Source organism: Desulfomicrobium baculatum DSM 4028, from assembly GCF_000023225.1.
Classification (GTDB): domain Bacteria; phylum Desulfobacterota; class Desulfovibrionia; order Desulfovibrionales; family Desulfomicrobiaceae; genus Desulfomicrobium; species Desulfomicrobium baculatum.
Map to the genome: position 1 here is coordinate 910666 of NC_013173.1, position 17250 is coordinate 927915.

At 60.2% G+C, this 17250-nt stretch carries 17 protein-coding genes; 14 read left to right on the forward strand and 3 right to left on the reverse strand.

Features of this window, described 5'->3' with window-relative positions; genetic code table 11:
- Position 1: 1 nt before the first annotated feature.
- From nifK to DBAC_RS17640, 7 genes are all read left to right on the forward strand, one after another.
- Entirely contained in the window at positions 2 to 1378 is a 1377-nt protein-coding gene (gene nifK / locus DBAC_RS04265) for a nitrogenase molybdenum-iron protein subunit beta (RefSeq protein WP_015773056.1), read from the forward strand.
- A gap of 46 nt (positions 1379 to 1424) precedes the next feature.
- The gene (locus tag DBAC_RS04270) at positions 1425 to 1766 is read left to right on the forward strand and encodes a NifB/NifX family molybdenum-iron cluster-binding protein (protein ID WP_015773057.1); all 342 of its coding nucleotides are present in this window, start codon (positions 1425 to 1427) and stop codon (positions 1764 to 1766) included.
- Positions 1767 to 1803: 37 nt separating this feature from the next.
- The gene (locus DBAC_RS04275; RefSeq protein WP_015773058.1) at positions 1804 to 2106 is read left to right on the forward strand and encodes a (2Fe-2S) ferredoxin domain-containing protein; all 303 of its coding nucleotides are present in this window, start codon (positions 1804 to 1806) and stop codon (positions 2104 to 2106) included.
- Positions 2107 to 2285: 179 nt separating this feature from the next.
- On the forward strand, positions 2286 to 3674 hold the full coding sequence (gene nifE, locus DBAC_RS04280) for a nitrogenase iron-molybdenum cofactor biosynthesis protein NifE (protein WP_015773059.1): 1389 nt from the start codon (positions 2286 to 2288) through the stop codon (positions 3672 to 3674).
- Entirely contained in the window at positions 3667 to 5019 is a 1353-nt protein-coding gene (locus DBAC_RS04285) for a nitrogenase component 1 (RefSeq protein WP_015773060.1), read from the forward strand. Before nifE ends, DBAC_RS04285 begins: the two co-directional genes overlap by 8 nt.
- Before the next feature lie 31 nt (positions 5020 to 5050).
- On the forward strand, positions 5051 to 6307 hold the full coding sequence (gene nifB / locus DBAC_RS04290; RefSeq protein ID WP_015773061.1) for a nitrogenase cofactor biosynthesis protein NifB: 1257 nt from the start codon (positions 5051 to 5053) through the stop codon (positions 6305 to 6307).
- A gap of 452 nt (positions 6308 to 6759) precedes the next feature.
- On the forward strand, positions 6760 to 7965 hold the full coding sequence (locus tag DBAC_RS17640) for a D-alanyl-D-alanine carboxypeptidase family protein (protein WP_015773062.1): 1206 nt from the start codon (positions 6760 to 6762) through the stop codon (positions 7963 to 7965).
- Positions 7966 to 8080: 115 nt separating this feature from the next.
- Here DBAC_RS17640 and DBAC_RS04300 read toward each other — a convergent pair whose 3' ends face one another.
- The 3 genes from DBAC_RS04300 to lplA all read right to left on the reverse strand — a co-directional run bounded on the left by DBAC_RS04300 (position 8081) and on the right by lplA (position 10011).
- Complete coding sequence (locus DBAC_RS04300) at positions 8081 to 8425, reverse strand: PilZ domain-containing protein (RefSeq protein WP_015773063.1); 345 nt, start codon at positions 8423 to 8425, stop codon at positions 8081 to 8083.
- A gap of 98 nt (positions 8426 to 8523) precedes the next feature.
- Complete coding sequence (locus DBAC_RS04305) at positions 8524 to 8859, reverse strand: PilZ domain-containing protein (protein ID WP_015773064.1); 336 nt, start codon at positions 8857 to 8859, stop codon at positions 8524 to 8526.
- A gap of 174 nt (positions 8860 to 9033) precedes the next feature.
- On the reverse strand, positions 9034 to 10011 hold the full coding sequence (gene lplA, locus DBAC_RS04310; protein WP_015773065.1) for a lipoate--protein ligase: 978 nt from the start codon (positions 10009 to 10011) through the stop codon (positions 9034 to 9036).
- A 510-nt stretch (positions 10012 to 10521) separates the two neighbouring features.
- Between lplA and DBAC_RS04315 the strand changes: the two genes are divergently transcribed.
- The 7 genes from DBAC_RS04315 to DBAC_RS04345 are packed head-to-tail and all read left to right on the forward strand — an operon-like array spanning position 10522 to position 17244.
- Positions 10522 to 11082 carry a 4Fe-4S dicluster domain-containing protein gene (locus DBAC_RS04315; protein WP_043811720.1) on the forward strand — a complete coding sequence of 187 codons (561 nt, stop codon included), beginning with the start codon at positions 10522 to 10524 and terminating at the stop codon, positions 11080 to 11082.
- A complete protein-coding gene (locus tag DBAC_RS04320; protein WP_015773067.1) occupies positions 11075 to 11959 on the forward strand; it encodes a CoB--CoM heterodisulfide reductase iron-sulfur subunit B family protein in 885 nt (294 codons plus the stop codon). Before DBAC_RS04315 ends, DBAC_RS04320 begins: the two co-directional genes overlap by 8 nt.
- Positions 11960 to 11969: 10 nt before the next feature.
- Positions 11970 to 13952: a CoB--CoM heterodisulfide reductase iron-sulfur subunit A family protein gene (locus DBAC_RS04325; protein WP_015773068.1), complete on the forward strand. Its 1983-nt coding sequence runs from the start codon at positions 11970 to 11972 to the stop codon at positions 13950 to 13952.
- Positions 13919 to 14410 carry a hydrogenase iron-sulfur subunit gene (locus DBAC_RS04330; protein ID WP_015773069.1) on the forward strand — a complete coding sequence of 164 codons (492 nt, stop codon included), beginning with the start codon at positions 13919 to 13921 and terminating at the stop codon, positions 14408 to 14410. The genes DBAC_RS04325 and DBAC_RS04330 overlap by 34 nt, the downstream gene beginning before the upstream one ends.
- 22 nt (positions 14411 to 14432) lie before the next feature.
- The gene (locus tag DBAC_RS04335; RefSeq protein ID WP_015773070.1) at positions 14433 to 15389 is read left to right on the forward strand and encodes a 4Fe-4S dicluster domain-containing protein; all 957 of its coding nucleotides are present in this window, start codon (positions 14433 to 14435) and stop codon (positions 15387 to 15389) included.
- Positions 15389 to 16417, forward strand: coding sequence for a 4Fe-4S dicluster domain-containing protein (locus DBAC_RS04340; RefSeq protein WP_015773071.1), 1029 nt, complete (start codon positions 15389 to 15391; stop codon positions 16415 to 16417). The genes DBAC_RS04335 and DBAC_RS04340 overlap by 1 nt, the downstream gene beginning before the upstream one ends.
- On the forward strand, positions 16414 to 17244 hold the full coding sequence (locus DBAC_RS04345) for an FAD/NAD(P)-binding protein (RefSeq protein WP_015773072.1): 831 nt from the start codon (positions 16414 to 16416) through the stop codon (positions 17242 to 17244). Before DBAC_RS04340 ends, DBAC_RS04345 begins: the two co-directional genes overlap by 4 nt.
- Positions 17245 to 17250 lie beyond the last annotated feature (6 nt).

The following is a 17250-nucleotide window of genomic DNA, read 5'->3' on the forward strand; positions in this document are numbered from 1 at the left end:
CATGCTACTGAGACATACACCCAAAGAAATAAAGGAACGCAGCGCCCTGGCCATCAATCCGGCCAAGACCTGTCAGCCCATCGGGGCCATGTACGCGGCGCTGGGCATCCACGGCTGCCTGCCGCACTCCCACGGCTCCCAGGGCTGCTGCGCCTACCACCGCAGCGCCCTGACCCGGCACTACAAGGAACCCGTCTCGGCGGCCACCAGCTCTTTCACTGAAGGCGCCTCGGTCTTCGGCGGCGGCGCGAACCTGGTTTCGGCCATCGAGAACATCTTCACTGTTTATGAGCCCGACGTCATCGCCGTGCACACCACCTGCCTGTCCGAGACCATCGGCGACGACCTGCCCCAGATGACCGACAAGGCCAAAAAGAGCGGCAAGGTGCCGGAAGGCAAGCACGTCATATACGCCAACACCCCCAGCTACGTCGGCTCCCACGTCACGGGCTTCTCCAACATGGTCAAGGGCATGGCCAAGGGCTTTGCCGTGAACACCGGCAGGAAGAACGGCCGCGTGAACATCATTCCCGGTTGGGTCGAACCTTCCGACATGGAAGAAGTGAGGCGTCTGGCGACCCTCATGGGCCTTGATATCATCCTTTTCCCCGACACCTCCGGCGTCCTGAACGGCGCCCTGACCGGCGAGTACAAGATGTTCCCCGATGGCGGCACCCCGGTCGCGGACCTCGTGGCCGCAGGCGACGCCATTGGCACCCTGGCTCTTGGGGAATGGTGCTCGGCCGATGCGGCGCGCTGGCTCGATACCCAGTGCAAGGTGCCCTGCACGGTGCTGGACATGCCTTTTGGCCTCAAAGCCACGGACCGCTTCATCGACACCCTGCGCAAGGTCGCTGGGGTCAGCGTGCCCGACACCGTCGCCTTCGAGCGCGGCCAGCTCGTGGACCTCATCTCCGACATGCACCAGTACTTCTACGGCAAGAAGGTGGCCCTGGTCGGCGACCCCGACCAGGTCATCGCCCTGACCGAATTCCTGGTTTCGCTGGACATGAAGCCCGTGCACATCGTCACCGGAACCCCCGGCAACAAGTTCGAGAAGCGCATCGACGAGATCACGGCCGAGGCCGGCTACAAGGCCAACGTGAAGGCGGGTGGGGACATGTTCCTCCTGCACCAGTGGATCAAGAACGAGCCCGTCGATCTCATCATCGGCAACACCTACTGCAAGTACATCGCCCGCGATGAGGACATCCCTTTCCTGCGCTTCGGCTTCCCCATCCTGGACCGCGTCGGCCACCAGTACTTCCCGACGGTTGGCTACAAGGGCGGACTGCACATGCTGACCAGGATTCTCGATCTTATCCTGACCCGCACGGATCGTGATGAAACAGAAGAGAAGTTTGAACTTGTCTACTAGATACCTGGCGGCGGGGCGACCCGCCGCCTCATAAAGGATCACGACCATGACGTATCCCCCTCCACAAGCACACCGCCCTTTGGTGGCCGTGGCCAGCAGTACCGGCAAGACCGTCGACATGCATCTCGGCCAGGCCAGTGAGTTCAGGATCTATGGCCGCGATCAGGGCATGGTCGGGCTCATCGGGACCAGGCCCGCTCCGGCTCCCGGCGGTGGAAGCATTCGCTGGGAAGGGGTGGCCGAGGTCCTGAGCGACTGCACCTATCTGCTGGTTGCGAGCGTGGGGCCAAAACCCGTTGCGGCTCTTGCCGCCCAAGGCCTCACTGTCATCGAGGCCGAGGGCTTTGTGCTCAGCCTGGTGCGTCAGCTCTATGGCGCTACGGATTGAGGCTCAAAAAAACATTTCAAAATAGTTGGAGATAGAAATGGCGATTCCAGAAAGACAGATCCTCGTGTGCCAGAGCTTTCGCGTCGGCGGCGATCCCAAGGGCGTGTGTTTCAAGCAGACCGACGGCTTCCTGCAGTACCTCGAAGAAGAGATCCTGGCCCGGGGGCTCGATATCCTGATCACGGCCACGGGCTGCATGAAGCTGTGCGAGAAGGGGCCGGTCATGGTCGTCCAGCCCGACAACTGGTGGTTCGGCGGCGTCAGCAGCGAAGAAGCCATCGACGCCATCCTGGACGGGATCGAGGCGGGCGAGCCCTGCGCCGAGTATCATCTGGGCTAGGCCCGGCATGACCGATTGAATTTCGATCATCCCGAATCCGCCGAAGGGTCTCCTCCCTCGGCACTTCGGCGGATTCGGGACGGCGAAGAGACACGGATTGAAAACGGAATGAAGCGGGCACGAACCGCGGACGGATTTTTAGGCAGCCAGGTCATCAAGGCCGCCCCAAGGAGCACACCATGAACAAGACCATACTCGAAGAACGAAAAAGCCAGATGCACCGCATCGGCGAAGAGCCTTTCGCCATGGCGTGCGATCGCCCCAGCCTGGCCGGCGCGGTCAGTCAGCGGGCCTGCGTGTTTTGCGGTTCACGGGTGGTGCTCTACCCCATCGCCGACGCCCTGCATCTCGTGCACGGGCCCATCGGCTGCGCCACCTACACCTGGGACATCCGGGGCGCCATCTCCTCGGGTCCGCAACTGCATCGGCTCAGCTTTTCCACGGATCTGCAGGAAATGGACGTCATCTTCGGCGGCGAGAAGAAGCTCGAAGCATCCCTGCGCGAACTCATCAGCCTGCACAGCCCCAAGGCCGCCTTCGTCTATTCGACCTGCATCGTCGGCCTCATCGGTGACGACATGGAGGCCGTGTGCCGCCGCGTCTCGGCCGACACGGGCATCCCGGTCCTGCCGGTCATGAGCGAGGGCTTCAAGGGCAACAAGCGCGAAGGCTACGCCGCCGCCTGCAAGGCCATGTTCCGGCTGGTCGGCACGGGCGACACCACGGGCATCTCGCCCATGAGCGTGAACATCCTGGGAGATTTCAACCTGGCGGGTGAGACATGGATTGTGCGCGAATATTTCAAGAGGATGGGAGTGGAGGCCGTGGCCAACATCACCGGCGACGGGAGGGTGGACGACATCCGGCGCTGTCACGGCGCGGCGCTCAATCTGGTGCAGTGCTCCGGGGCGACCATGGAACTCGCCAAGATGATGGAGGAAAAATACGGCATTCCCTACCAGCGGGTATCCTACCTTGGCGTGGAGGACATGGCCGATTCCCTCTACAAGGTGGCCGATTTTTTTGCGGACAAGGACCCGGACATCAAGGCCAAGACCGTGGCCCTGGTGCGCGAGGAACTCTCCGTGCTGATGCCGAAGCTGGCCGAGCTGCGTCGCGATCTCGAAGGCAAGAAGGTGGCCATGTATGTGGGCGGGTCCTTCAAGGCCTTTTCGCTGATCAAGGCCTTCCGGCATCTCGGGATGCGGGTCGTGGTCGTCGGCTCCCAGACCGGAACCGAGGAGGACTACAAGGAGCTGGCCGCCATCTCCGACCCCGGGACCATCATCGTCGATGACGCCAACCCGCTCGAACTGGCTCAGTTCATCAAAGAGAAGGACGTGGACGTGTTCGTCGGCGGGGTCAAGGAGCGGCCCATCGCGTACAAGCTGGGGGTGGGGTTCTGCGATCACAACCACGAGCGCAAGATCGCGCTGGAAGGCTTCATTGGCATGTATAATTTTGCAAAGGAAATCCACGCCTCGGTCATGAGTCCGGTCTGGAAGTTCATGCCCCGTCGCGCTGCCGGCCGCGTGACCTGCACCACCAAGGAGGCCGTCAATGGCTAACACCTACGTTTCCACCACCAATGCCTGCAAGATGTGCACGCCCATGGGCGCGGCCCTGGTCTTCAAGGGCATCGAGAACGCCGTTCCCTTTCTGCACGGCTCCCAAGGCTGCGCGACCTACATGCGCCGCTACATCATCAGCCACTACCGGGAGCCCGTGGACATCGCCTCCTCTGCCCTGGGCGAGAAGAGTGCGGTGTACGGCGGCGGGCCGAACCTCAAGAAAGGCATCTTGAACGTCATGCGCAAGTACGACGTGGACCTGGTCGGCGTGGCCACGACCTGCCTGACCGAGACTATCGGCGATGATGTCGGCCGCTACCTGTACGAATTTCGTGAGGAATTTTCCGATCTGCCGCTGCCTGAGCTGGTTCATGTGGCCACGCCCAGCTACTCGGGCACGCACATGGAAGGCTGGCACGCGGCCGTGCGCTCCCTGGCCGATCAGGTGGTCAAGGACAAGGCCCCGGATCACGGCGGGGTGAACCTGCTGCCCGGCTTCCTGTCCCCGGCGGATTATCGATATCTCGGCTCTTTGGGCGAGAGGGCGGGCGTGCGCTTCACCATGCTCCCGGATCTGTCCCGGACCATGGATGGAGTGATCTGGGACGATTACCATTCCCTGCCCGACGGCGGGACGCCCGTGGCCGAGATCCGGGCCATGGGCGGGGCGGCCGGAAGCATCGAGTTCGGCATGTCCGGTGGACTTGCGGAATCGGCCTCCGGAGTGCTGGAACGCAAATTCGGTGTCCCGGCGCGAAAGACCATGATCCCCATCGGCCTGCGGGCCACGGACAGGTTTATGGATACTTTGAGCGAATTCGCGGGCTGCGACATGCCCGAAAAGGACGCATTTGACCGGGGCAGGCTCCTGGACGCCATGGTCGACGGGCACAAGTACATTTTCGGCAAGCGGGCCGTGGTTTACGGCGAGGAGGATTTCGTCATCGCCATGTGCTCCTTCCTGGGCGAGATCGGCATCCAGCCCGTCCTGGCCGCCACGGGCACCCAGAGCGACCGCTTCGGCAAGGCCCTGATCGAAGCTCTGGGCGATGTCTGCGTGACCATGCCGGTCATCAGAAGCGGCGCCGATTTCAAGGACATCGAGGAAGAGGCCGCAGAGCTCGCTCCCGACCTCTTGGTCGGACACAGCAAGGGCTACAAGCTGGCCCGCGCGGCGAACATCCCGCTCATCCGGGTCGGCTTTCCCATCCACGACCGCTTCGGCGGTCAGCGCATCCTGCATGTCGGTTACGAGGGGGCGCTGTCGCTCTATGACATGCTGGTCAATGCCGTTCTGGAAAAAAGTCAGGATGATTGTCCGGTCGGATACGGCTATCTCTAACATGCACGCATAACACGAATGGGAGGACGCCATGTCCGAAGCAAAAGATAGATCACAGCATCCCTGTTTCAATAAAGAGACGTCCGGTTCCTGCGGGCGGGTCCATCTGCCCGTGGCTCCGGGCTGCAATATCCAGTGCAACTACTGCAACCGCAAATACGACTGCGTGAACGAGTCCCGTCCCGGCGTGACCAGCGCCATCCTGCCTCCGGACAGGGCGGTGGAGTATCTGGACGAGGTCCTGAAAAAAGAGCCGCGCATCACCGTGGTCGGCATCGCCGGACCCGGCGACCCCATGGCCGAGGCCAAGCGCACCCTTGAAACCATTGAACGGATCAACGCCAAATATCCGAACATGCTCTACTGCCTGTCCTCCAACGGGCTGGCCCTGCCCGAGCACGTGGACCGTCTGGCCGAACTTGGCGTGACCCACGTCACCGTGACCATGAACGCCGTGGACCCTGAGATCGGGGCCAAGATCTATTCCTGGGTGCGGGTCGGCAAGGTGGTCTACCGGGGCGTGGAAGGCGCGAAGATACTGCTCGAGCGCCAGCTGGAATCCATCCGGCTCTTGAAAGCCAAGGGCATCACCGTGAAGGTGAACAGCATCATCATCCCCGGCGTGAACGACCATCATCTGATCGAGGTGGCCAAGGTCGCGGCCAGCCTGGGCGCGGACATCCAGAATCTCATTCCGCTGCACCCGACGGCGGACACTCCGTTTGCCGGGGTGGAGGAGCCGACGAAGGAGCTCATCCACGAGCTGCGGGCCAAGGGCGGCGCGCTCGTGCCGCAGATGACCCACTGCAAACGTTGCCGGGCCGACGCCGTTGGTCTTTTGTGTTCGGACCGCTCCAGCGAACTGATCCCGACCCTGAACAACCTGGCCTGCGGGTCCAAGGCGGGGACAAAACCTTATGTGGCGGTGGCCACGCGTGAAGGCATGCTCGTCAACATGCACCTGGGCGAGGCCCCGAGCTTTCAGATCTGGGCGCCGCAGGGCAAGGGCGCGCGCATGATCGAGGAACGGCGGGTGCCGGAAGTTGGCTGTGGACCTGAACGCTGGCATAAGCTTGCCGAAGTCCTGCATGACTGTTCCCTGGTCCTGGCCGAAGCGGTCGGAAAGCAGCCCAAACAGGTTCTGGGCGAACACGGCATTACAGTGCTTGAATGCACAGGGCTCATCGCCGACATCGTGACGGAACATTTTCAGGGAGGAGACATCTTGCGCTACAAGACGCGTAGCCACAAGGCTGGATGCGCAGGTATGGGGGGCGGCTGCGGCTGAGTGAAGTTTTGAGATGCGTGAACGCTATCGGCGGCAGGGAGTCCTGTCGCCATTTTTGTTTTCAGGCAAGCGAAGGGTGGACTTATCTTTTGAAACTATTTTGATGAAATATGATAATAGAATTTGATTCATGCGTTCCGCAGACGTGTCCGCAGCTGTCGCAGCGTAAACCTTGGAGCACTGTTGTATTGTACAGTATGATAAGGTGGCGAGTTGTCAGTTTGGCGAAGCGGCAGCTTCATAAGCCTTCCTTTGATTTTTATCTGTTTGTGGTTGAAATATGGGGGTGTTGCATGTATGCTAAAATCAGATTTGTAACTGATTCGCATTTATCGCTTTAGGCCTACGATGTGTTTTGTAATGATAACCATTTGAATATATTGTGTTTATTTTGGCTTGCTCGCCAAGTCGGTACTTGACCGCTACGTACTTGAACCGTAAAGGCAAGGCCCATGACGAAAAGATACGCTGCTAAATTTTTGTTCGTATTGGTAATATATGCCCTGATCAGCGGATTGGCCGGAATCGGTTTTTCCGCTTTTGCGTCTTCGGGGACTCACGTTTTTCGGGGAGCGGTTGCGCCCAAGCCCAAGATCCAGGCCGTTGCGGCAGACAGCCAGATTGCGGATCGGGCTGAACCCGACACGCCTGCTCAGTCCGTTCCGGCAGCATCCCCCGCAAAGGCTGCGGCATCGAAAAAGAAGACGACCACGCCCGCGCCCGATGTGGTCAAGAAAACGGCCAAGACCGCCCCAAAACAAACCGACGCCGCGCCAAAGGCTCCGGCGGTAAAAGCCAAAAAATCCGCCGTGGACAAGACCAAATCGGCGAAGCCTGCCGTGAAGCCGGGCACGTCCAAGGATTTGTTGCTGAACGCGCAGGCCGCATTGCTGATCAACATGTCCACTGGCGACGTCTATTATGAGCACAACCCGGACAAGACCATTGCGCCGGCATCGATCACCAAGCTCTTGACGTTGTACATTATCCGCGAAGCCCTGGCCCAGGGCAGGCTTTCGCAGGCGACCCCCATTCCCGTCAGCGCCGAGGCGGTCAAGACCGGCGGTTCGCGCATGCGTCTCAAGCGCAATGAAAAGGTCCCGCTTGGCGAGCTTATCAAGGGTATCAGCGTGGTTTCGGCCAACAACGCCTGCGTGGCCGTGGCTGAATATTTCGGCAAGGGCGATCCTTCCAAGTTCGTGGCGCAGATGAACGAAAAGGCCAAGAAGATCGGAATGGTCAACAGCCGCTTCAAGAATCCCAACGGCCTGCCCGCCTCGGGGCAGCTCTCCACCGCTCGGGACATCGCCAAGCTGTCCGTGGCCTATCTGCGCACTTTTCCCGAATCGCTGAAGGTGCATTCCATGACAAGCCACACCTTTCACGGCGCCACGCATCGCAACGCCAACACGCTGCTTCGTACATACAAGGGCGTGGATGGGCTCAAGACCGGCTTTGTTTGCGACGCCGGATACAACATCACGGCCACGGCCAAGCGCGGCAAGACCCGGCTTGTCGCCGTGGTGCTCGGTGCCCAGAATTCCGCCGTGCGCCAGCGCGAGACGGCCAGACTGCTTGATTATGGATTTCGGCGCGCGGCCGATGAAGAGAAGCTCGCCAACAAAACCTCGGCCGCGGCCAAGAAACCAAAAGCCTGACCAGTCAGCGGTCTTGCCACACGTAAAAAAAGGGATTTCGGAATCCCTTTTTTTACGTGCGGTGTCCGGCGTCCGGGCCGGGGTGATTTTGTCCGGAGCGGCTTGGAAGAGGGGGTCAGGATTGGCCGTCCACCGCCTGTTTGAGGGGGAGCAGTTCGTCGAATTCGACTCCGATGTAATAAAGCCCCATGAGGGAACTGTCGTCGACTTGCCCCCAGCGCACGGTCCCGTGCACTTCCTCGATGGCCTCGAAGCGTTCGAACCCCGTGTTGGCAGCCGCTACGATGACCCTGTCTCCCATCGTGAAATTATAGTCGGCTTCGATGAGCAAACCGCCGCGGCCGATGTTTATGATCCGTGCCGAGACGACCATGTCGGTCTCGGTTTGCGGGATGATCCTGCAGGGGAGCAGACAGCCGTAGCGCTTCCATTTTCTGTTTTTCTGCATCTCATGAACCATGGGAAGATCCTCGTGGGGTGGGAAGCTTTTTTGCGAAAAGGTAAAATTTCTAGCTCCATAGAGGAAGCGCGGAGACAACACAAGGAGAATGGCCGCGATTATTGCTCGGTCAGCACCATCCTGCGCGGCAGTTCGCGTTCCAGGGCGATCCCCACATGGTAGACGTTTTGACCCGAGGATGCCGTAGACTGGCTCCAGCGCACCGTACCGATCAGAATCTCGGCGAATTCAAAGAGCAGGGCGTCGTACTCGTCCTCCAGGGTGATGGCCACACGTTCGTTGGCGATGAACCCTTGTTCCGTCGCAAGCATGACTCCGCCCGGACTCAGGTTGATGATGCTGCCCGGGGCCGAGTTGCGGCTATCGCCTTCGTAGCTGATCTTGCACGGCACCGTTATCGGTTCGCGGTCCCAGCGGCGCTTGTTTTGATCCATTTTTTCCTCTTCGCGTTGGATTGGCTTTATGCAACATGAAGGTTCAGGATTGTTCCGTCAAGTATTGTCGATAACAAAATGCTTTGCTTCACTTTATTGCGAATGTTTCTTAAATTGATTGTGCACGTGAATTCTGTCTATCTATATATCGCCATAATTTCGGAAAAAGGGATGTCAGAAAAGACAATCTATGAATGTCGCAGCATCCACGTTGCGAATGAAGTCACCGACCGGTACATCCTCCAGGAGCTTTGACAGGTCGCCCCGCTCATGACGGCAGCCCGCAAGCAGGGACTCAAGTTCGCTCACTGCTCGCGCGCCGAAGAAATCCCCGAAAATTCTGGCCTGTTCGATGCGGCCGTGCTGCACATCCAGATGGACTTCCACAACGCCGCCCTCGGTACGTGTGCTTCGCGTGAATCCGTAATTGGGCGATGATCCGAAATTCCAGTCCCAGGTGCCGTATTTTGATTCCACGAGCTCGTTTATGGCTGCTTCCTCATCGGTGCGCAGGCCCGGCAGGTTCTCCGATTCATGGCCTGAGATATGGGCCATGACGCGGTGGACAAAGGTCTCCACATCGATGGGTTCAGGCAGGTGGCTTGAGATGTTGGTGACCCGCTTCGTGACGCTCTTGACCGCCTTGTCCGCGTATTTGACCGGGTTGACCTTGAGGGCTCCGGACAGGTCGGCCATCTGGGACGAGAAGAGGAGCGTGCCATGGTGCAGAACGCGGTCCTTTTCCAGGAGTTGGGCATTGCCGGAAAATTTTTGTCCGTCGATGACCAGATCGTTGCGGCCTTCAAACTGGCAGTTCACGCCCATGGCTTGCAGGGCCTCCATGATCGGAGCCGTGAAGCGATGGAAATCCAGATGCCTGGATTGCTTCCCGAGTTGGATGAAGGTGAAGTTGACGTTGCCCAGATCATGAAAAACCGCCCCTCCACCGGTCAGGCGCCGAATGACCGAGATGCCCCGTTCACGCACGAACTCCTCGTCGATCTCGGAAACCGTGTTCTGGTTGCGCCCGACGATGACGGCGGGTTCGTTGCGCCAAAGCATGAAGATGTCCGTGTCCGTATTGCGCAGCAGCCATTCCTCGGCCGCAAGGTTGAAGGCCGGGTTGGTGCAGGTGTTGTGGATGAAACGCATGGGTTCTCCCGGAGAGGTGGTTTGTTTCGTCAATGCGGAGTAAGAAATGAGTTTGTTGTGATCGGCAGGCAATATGGGGGAAGCCGAATCTGGTCAATATGGGGGCCTGTGTTCTGGTCGCGGCGCGTGTTTCAGACAGGTCCGGTCGTAAACGTGCCGGGCAGAGGTGCTTTTAAAATAGATAATCGATAATGTTGTATTTAGTTTAATATGCTGTTTTGAAAGGATATTTATTGACTTGGTCGACTGGGCTCCGCGTTTCGTTCCACTGTGCGGGTCGCCTGAATGCTGGACAATACAAGGGGATGGAGACTATGGCACTAAATCTGCTTAAAAGAAACCCCATGTCCCGGAAACAAACGCTTTCAGTGGATACATTGTATCAATTTGGATCACTCGTCCGTGCGGATGGTGTGTCAAAAAGGTTCATTGTGCCCACGGCGTTTTTTCGGGGCGGGATTCATGTCAACCGGACGGTTCGCCGTTCTTTACCGCAAGTTGGGTATGTCCATGCAAATCTTTGATCTTGCCACTGCCGACCTTGAGTTTGTCGCCGAGGTCGAAGCCCGCAGCCACCAGAAAATCAGGAACTGCTACCAGTGCGGCAATTGTACGGCCGGATGCCCGTATACATTCGCCTACGATTATTCGGTCAGTCAGATCATGCGACTGATTCAGACCGGACAAAAGGAAGCAGTGCTGAAAAGCAGGTCCCTGTGGCTGTGCGGCTCCTGTCAATCCTGTACCACGCGCTGTCCGAACATGATCGACGTCGCGCTGATCATGGATGTCTGTCGGCACATGGCCCGGGAAGCCGGGTACGCCACGGAGCGTTCCGTGAAGATTTTCGCCGACTCGTTTTTGGCCTCGGTCGAGCGCCATGGCCGCGCCTATGAGCTGGGTCTCATGACTGCGTACATGACGCGCTCCGGCCGCGTATTCACCGATGTCGATCTGGCACCGCAGGCTCTCATGCGCGGCAAGTTGCCGTTCAAACCGCACCAGATTCAGGGACGCGAACAGGTGGCCCGCATTTTCGAGCGGTTCCGCAAAGGAGGCGACAATGTTTAAAATCGCGTATTATCCGGGCTGTTCCGGCCAGGGCACGTCTCTGGAATACGACAGCTCCACCCGCGCGGTCTGCAAGGCTCTGGACGTGGAACTGGTGGACATTCCGGACTGGAGCTGCTGTGGTTCCTCCCCCGCGCACACCGTGAATCATGTCCTGTCCGCGGCCCTGTCCGCCCGCAACCTGGCCCAGGTCGAGGTCATGGGCATGGACAAGGTGACGACGCCCTGTCCCAGCTGCCTGACCAACCTGCGCACCGCCGCCCACAAGATGGAAGACCCCGGGTTTCGTTCCAAGGCCAATGCGCTCCTCGATGTGCCCTGCAATGGCCATGTGGACGCCCAGTCCGTCTTGCAGGTGCTGGCCGAAAACGTGGACCCCGAACTGATCAAGTCAAAGGTCGTAAAGCCCCTGACCGGAATCAAGATCGCCTGTTATTACGGTTGCATCATGAACCGTCCTCCGGAGCTGATGCGCTTCGACCACCACGAAAATCCCATGGCCATGGACAATCTGATGACCGCGCTCGGGGCGGAGGTCGTGCCGTTCCCGCTCAAGGTGGAGTGCTGCGGCGCTTCGTACGGCATACCGCGTAACGATATCGTGATGCGGCTGTCGGGCAAGCTGCTGGACGCCGGGCGCGATGTCGGCGCGGACGCCTTCGTGACCGCCTGTCCCTTGTGCCAGATGAACCTGGATCTCAGGCAGGGCCAGATCAACCGCGCCCTGCACGAGAAATTCAGGATTCCGGTATTCTATTACACCCAACTCCTTGGCTATGCTCTGGGATTGGACCGCGCCGTGCTTGGCTTTGAAAAGCTCTGTGTCGATCCGAGACTCGCCCTGGGCAAGATCAAACAACCGGCGCAGGCCAGGTAGGGAGGACGCGATGCGAATTGGTGTTTTTATCTGCCATTGCGGCAGCAATATTGCCGGAACCGTGGACTGTCCGTCCGTTGCGGCGACGGCCCTTACCTACCCGGACGTGGTTTTCTCCACCGACACGATGTATGCCTGTTCCGAACCCGGACAGGATGCCATCATCCAGGCCATCAAGGACAAGAATCTCGACGGCGTGGTCGTGGCCTCCTGCACCCCGCGCATGCACGAGCCCACTTTCCGCCGGACCGTGGAGCGCGCGGGCCTGAACCGTTACATGTTCGAAATGGCCAACATCCGCGAGCATGTCTCCTGGATCGGCAAATCAAAGGATTTGAACACGGGCAAGGCCGCCGAGCTGGTGCGCATGGCCGTGGAAAAACTGCGCCGCGACAAGCCGCTGATCCCCAAACGCTTCGAGACGGTCAAGCGCGTGCTGGTCATCGGCGGCGGCGTGGCCGGCATCCAGGCGGCGCTGGACTGCGCGGACGGCGGTCAGGAAGTCATCATGGTCGAGCGCGAGCAGACCATCGGCGGCAAGATGGCCAAGCTGGACAAGACCTTTCCCACGGTGGACTGCTCGTCCTGCGTTCTGGGCCCCAAGATGGTCGACATCGCCCAGCATCCGAACATCACCCTGTATGCCTGTTCCGAGATCGAAGCTGTCGGCGGGTACGTAGGCAACTTCCAGATCACCATCCGCAAGAAGGCGACCTACGTGAACTGGAAGGACTGCACGGGCTGCGGCCTGTGCGTGGAAAAATGCCCCAGCCGCAAGTTTCCCGACAAGTTCAACGAAAACCTCTGCAACGCGCCTTCCATCAACATCCCGTTCCCGCAGGCCATCCCCAAGAAGGCGGCCATCAACGCCGAATCCTGCCTGATGTTGACCAAGGGCAAGTGCGGCTTGTGCGCCAAGGTCTGCCCGGTCAAGTGCATCGATTTCGAGCAGCAGGACGAGCTGATCAACGTGGATGTCGGCGCCATCGTCGTGGCCACGGGTTACGACCTTTTCGATTGGCACAAGTATCCGCAGTACGGCGAAGGGCGCTACCCGGACGTGGTCACCTCCATGCAGTACGAGCGCATGCTTTCGGCTTCCGGCCCGACCGGCGGACACGTCAAGCGCCCCTCCGACGGCAAGGAGCCCAAGAACGTGGTCTTCATCCAGTGCGTGGGTTCGCGCGACAAGTCCGTGGACCGTCCGTACTGTTCGGGCTTCTGCTGCATGTACACGGCCAAGCAGACCATCCTGACCAAGGACCACATCCCCGATTCCCAGTCCTACGTTTTCTATATGGACATCCGCTCGCCGGGCAAGCTCTACGACGAGTTCGTGCGCCGGGCCATGGAGGAGTATGGGGCGCAGTACGTGCGCGGCCGCGTGGCCATGATCTATCCCAAGGGCGACAAACTCATCGTGCGCGGCGCCGACACCCTGGCCGGCACGCAGGTGGAGGTTCCCGCCGACTTGGTCGTTCTGGCCGTGGGCGCGGAATCGGCCAAGGGTGCGGTACAGCTGGGCGAAAAACTGCGCGTGGCTCCGGATCAGTACGGATTCTTCGTCGAGAGCCATCCCAAACTCAAGCCCGTCGAGACCAACACCGCCGGTGTGTTCCTAGCCGGCGCCTGTCAGGGCCCCAAGGATATTCCGGCCTCCGTCAGTCAGGGCAGCGCCGCCGCTTCCAAGGTTCTGGGCCTTCTTTCCAAGAAGGAACTGGAATCCGATCCGGCCGTGTCCAGGGTCAACCCGGCGCGCTGCGTGGGTTGCGGCAAGTGCATCCAGACCTGTCCGTTCGGAGCCATCAAGGAAGTCCAGGATCGCTTCGGCAATCCCAAGGCCGAGGTCATCGACACGGTCTGTCAGGGCTGCGGCATCTGCACGGTGACCTGCCCCCAGGGGGCCATCCAGCTCGAGCATTTCACAGATAACCAGATCCTCGCGGAGGTGAACGCCTTATGCCCGCCCAAGATGTTCGCGAATTACGAATAGTCGGCTTTCTTTGTAACTGGTGCTCCTATGGCGGCGCGGACACCGCAGGTGTGTCCCGCTTCACTCAGCCCACGGACCTGCGCGTCATCCGCGTACCTTGTTCGGGCCGTATCGACCCGCTCTTCATCGTCCGTTCGCTCATGAACGGCGCGGACGGAGTGCTCGTGTCCGGCTGCCACCCGCGTGACTGCCACTACGCCGAAGGCAACTTCTATGCCCGGCGCAGGCTCGAAATGCTCAAACGCTTCCTGCCCATCACCGGCATCGACGCGCGGCGTTTCGAATACACCTGGGTTTCGGCTTCGGAAGGGCAGCGCTGGCAGCATGTGGTCACGGAGTTCACGCGCCGTATCCATGAGCTCGGGCCCGCGCCGACCTTCAACCCGGCTTCCGAGGCGGACTGGAACACGCTGGCCGTGCAGGCCGGCCAGGGGCAGACGTGCCCGTGTCACGGATAGATTTGCAATAACAGGAGGACATATGTCCCAATTGGATGATCTCAAAAATGCCATCAAGAGCCACCTCGGCGAGCTTGAGTGCGTCATCGGCTGGGAGCAGGGTTATGACCCGCTTCACGCCACGCCGCTCTTCATCCGCACCGAGGCGGATCTGGACCGGCTTATCATAGGCCCCCTGGCCGTGCACAATCTGGTCACCTATTTGACCGGGTTCAAGGGCAAGAAGATTGGAGTGGTGGTCAAGGGCTGCGACAGCAAGAGCGTGATCCAGCTTTTGAATGAAAATCTGATAAAACGCGACGAGGTCGTCATTTTCGGCCTGTGCTGCGACGGCGTGGTCAGCCAGCGCAAGATCCGCGCGGCGCTGCCTGCCGATCCGGGCTTCGTGGAGTCGGTGGATATCGGCGGGGGCGACCTCAAGATCACCGTGGCCGGTCAGGCCGCGACCTTGAAACTCTCCGAAGTTCTGGCCGACAAATGCCTGATCTGCGCCACGCCCGACGCCATCATCTCCGATGTGCTGATCGGCGCGCCGCATACTCCGACCCCGGCCGCGAGCCTGGCCTGTCAGGACGAATTCGAGGCCAAGTCTGATGCCGAGAAGCTCGCCTTCTGGCAGGAAACCATGAGCCGCTGCATTCGCTGCTATGCCTGCCGCAACGCTTGCCCCATGTGTGTCTGCCGCGACCACTGCATAGCGACCAGCCGCGACCCCTTGTGGATCAGCCAGGACAATTCCCCGGCCGAGAACATGATGTTCCAGATGGTGCATGTCTCGCATCTGGCCGGACGCTGCACGGAATGCGGTGAATGCGAGCGGGCCTGTCCCGTGGACATCCCGCTCATGCTGCTGCGGCGCTGGATGAACAAGCAGGTCAAGGACGTGTTCGAACTGCAGGCAGGCATGGCTCTGGAACAGACCCCGCCTCTCTTGACCTTCAAGGTCGAGGAAGAGCGCATCAACGAGCGAGGCTGGTAATGGAACGATTCATAACAAAAGAGAACCTCATCCGTTTGGCCGAGGAGCTGTCCGCCACCTGCCGCGTGCTTGCGCCCGTGGCCGGCTGCGGCACTGTGACCTTCCGTCGTTTTTTGCCGGGGATGGTCCTTGATCTGCATTCGCGCATGGCGGCGGTGTCGCCCAAGGCCGCAACCTTCCCGCAGACCGAGACCCTGCTGACTGTCAAGCGCGAGATTCCGGAGAAGAAGCCGGAAATCACCGAGACCCTGCCCGAGGGCAAGAGCGTGGTCATCGGCTGCCGCCCGTGCGGGGCGCGCGGCAAGCTTATCTTCAACCCGGTCTATGAGACGGACAAGACCAAGGACCCGTACTATATAACGCGCCGGGACAACACTGTTTTCATCTCCTTGGCCTGCGACCGGCCCGAGACGACCTGCTTCTGTCACAGCGTGGGCAGCGGTCCGGCGGACCCGGACGGCTCCGACGTGCTCCTGACCCTGGTGGGCGAGGGCTATGTGGCGCGTTCGGTCACTCCCGCAGGGGAAGATGTCCTGAAGTCCGCCCTGTTCACGGACGCCGGCGACAAGGGCAAAGAGGCCGACGCCAAGAACGCCAAGGCGCGCGAGATGATGGGCGAGGCCCACGATTACGTCTCCGCCCCGGCCAAACTGCTGGCCCGTTTCGACGACATGGACTTCTGGGCCGCCCAGTCGGCCAAGTGCATCTCCTGCGGAGCCTGCACCTACATGTGTCCGACCTGCTACTGCTTCAACATCACCGATGACGACCTTGGCCTTGAAAGCCGCCGCATCCGCAGCTGGGACAACTGCATGTCCCACACCTTCACCCTGGAAGGCAGCGGCCACAACCCGCGCCCGACCAAGGCCCATCGTCTGAAAAACCGCGTCGGGCACAAGTTCAGCTACTATCCGGACCTGCATGGGGGCGTCATGGCCTGTTGCGGGTGTGGCCGTTGCATCAAGCAGTGCCCCGCCGGAATCGATATCCGGCAGATCGTGAAAGCAGCACAGGAGTACTCCGAATGAATGCCAATCCCTATCTCCCGGACATGGCCACCATTGTCGAAGTGATCCAGGAGACGCACAACATCAAGACCTTCCGCATCGTCATCAACAACGAAGAGCGCATGAAGGCCTTCACCTTCCGGCCCGGCCAGGTCGGGCAGCTCTCGGTCTTTGGCGTGGGCGAATCGACCTTCGTCATCAACTCCTCCCCGACCCGCAAGGACTACCTGCAGTTCAGCGTCATGCGCGTGGGCGAGGTCACCACCCGCCTGCACCAGCTGCAGCCCGGCGACCAGATCGGCGTACGCGCCCCCTTGGGCAATTCCTTTCCGCTGGAGGATTTGAAGGGCAAGAACATCGTCTTCGTCGGCGGCGGCATCGGCATGGCCCCGCTTCGGACCCTGTTCACCTACATGCTCGACAACCGTAAGGACTACGGGGATATCACGCTCCTTTACGGCGCGCGCAGCCCCGCCGACCTGACCTACAAGGCCGAGCTGCCGGAATGGACTGAGCGCAAGGACGTCAACACCGTGTTGACCATCGACAACCCGTCCGACGGCTGGGAGCACAAGGTCGGCCTTATCCCCAACGTGCTGCTTGAGATCAATCCTTCGCCCAAGAACACGGTGGCCGTCACCTGCGGCCCGCCCATCATGATCAAGTTCACCCTGCAGGCTTTGAAGAAACTTGGTTTTGAGGACGAAAACATCCTCACCACCCTGGAAAAACGCATGAAATGCGGCGTGGGCATTTGCGGCCGCTGCAACATCGGCACGAAATACGTGTGCATGGACGGTCCCGTCTTCACCTATGCCCAGCTCAAAGAGCTGCCCTCGGAACTTTAGGAGGTT

Excerpts from the sequence above, each read along its gene's own strand:
- nifK (WP_015773056.1), top strand. The coding sequence starts at position 2 with ATGCTACTGAGACATACACCCAAAGAAATAAAGGAACGCAGCGCCCTG.
- DBAC_RS04315 (WP_043811720.1), top strand. The coding sequence starts at position 10,522 with ATGCAAATCTTTGATCTTGCCACTGCCGACCTTGAGTTTGTCGCCGAG.
- DBAC_RS04305 (WP_015773064.1), bottom strand. The coding sequence starts at position 8,859 with ATGGATCAAAACAAGCGCCGCTGGGACCGCGAACCGATAACGGTGCCG.
- DBAC_RS04330 (WP_015773069.1), top strand. The coding sequence starts at position 13,919 with ATGCCCGCCCAAGATGTTCGCGAATTACGAATAGTCGGCTTTCTTTGT.
- DBAC_RS04340 (WP_015773071.1), top strand. The coding sequence starts at position 15,389 with ATGGAACGATTCATAACAAAAGAGAACCTCATCCGTTTGGCCGAGGAG.
- nifB (WP_015773061.1), top strand. The coding sequence starts at position 5,051 with ATGTCCGAAGCAAAAGATAGATCACAGCATCCCTGTTTCAATAAAGAG.
- DBAC_RS04300 (WP_015773063.1), bottom strand. The coding sequence starts at position 8,425 with ATGGTTCATGAGATGCAGAAAAACAGAAAATGGAAGCGCTACGGCTGT.
- DBAC_RS04285 (WP_015773060.1), top strand. The coding sequence starts at position 3,667 with ATGGCTAACACCTACGTTTCCACCACCAATGCCTGCAAGATGTGCACG.
- DBAC_RS04325 (WP_015773068.1), top strand. The coding sequence starts at position 11,970 with ATGCGAATTGGTGTTTTTATCTGCCATTGCGGCAGCAATATTGCCGGA.
- DBAC_RS04345 (WP_015773072.1), top strand. The coding sequence starts at position 16,414 with ATGAATGCCAATCCCTATCTCCCGGACATGGCCACCATTGTCGAAGTG.
- DBAC_RS17640 (WP_015773062.1), top strand. The coding sequence starts at position 6,760 with ATGACGAAAAGATACGCTGCTAAATTTTTGTTCGTATTGGTAATATAT.
- lplA (WP_015773065.1), bottom strand. The coding sequence starts at position 10,011 with ATGCGTTTCATCCACAACACCTGCACCAACCCGGCCTTCAACCTTGCG.
- nifE (WP_015773059.1), top strand. The coding sequence starts at position 2,286 with ATGAACAAGACCATACTCGAAGAACGAAAAAGCCAGATGCACCGCATC.
- DBAC_RS04335 (WP_015773070.1), top strand. The coding sequence starts at position 14,433 with ATGTCCCAATTGGATGATCTCAAAAATGCCATCAAGAGCCACCTCGGC.
- DBAC_RS04270 (WP_015773057.1), top strand. The coding sequence starts at position 1,425 with ATGACGTATCCCCCTCCACAAGCACACCGCCCTTTGGTGGCCGTGGCC.
- DBAC_RS04275 (WP_015773058.1), top strand. The coding sequence starts at position 1,804 with ATGGCGATTCCAGAAAGACAGATCCTCGTGTGCCAGAGCTTTCGCGTC.
- DBAC_RS04320 (WP_015773067.1), top strand. The coding sequence starts at position 11,075 with ATGTTTAAAATCGCGTATTATCCGGGCTGTTCCGGCCAGGGCACGTCT.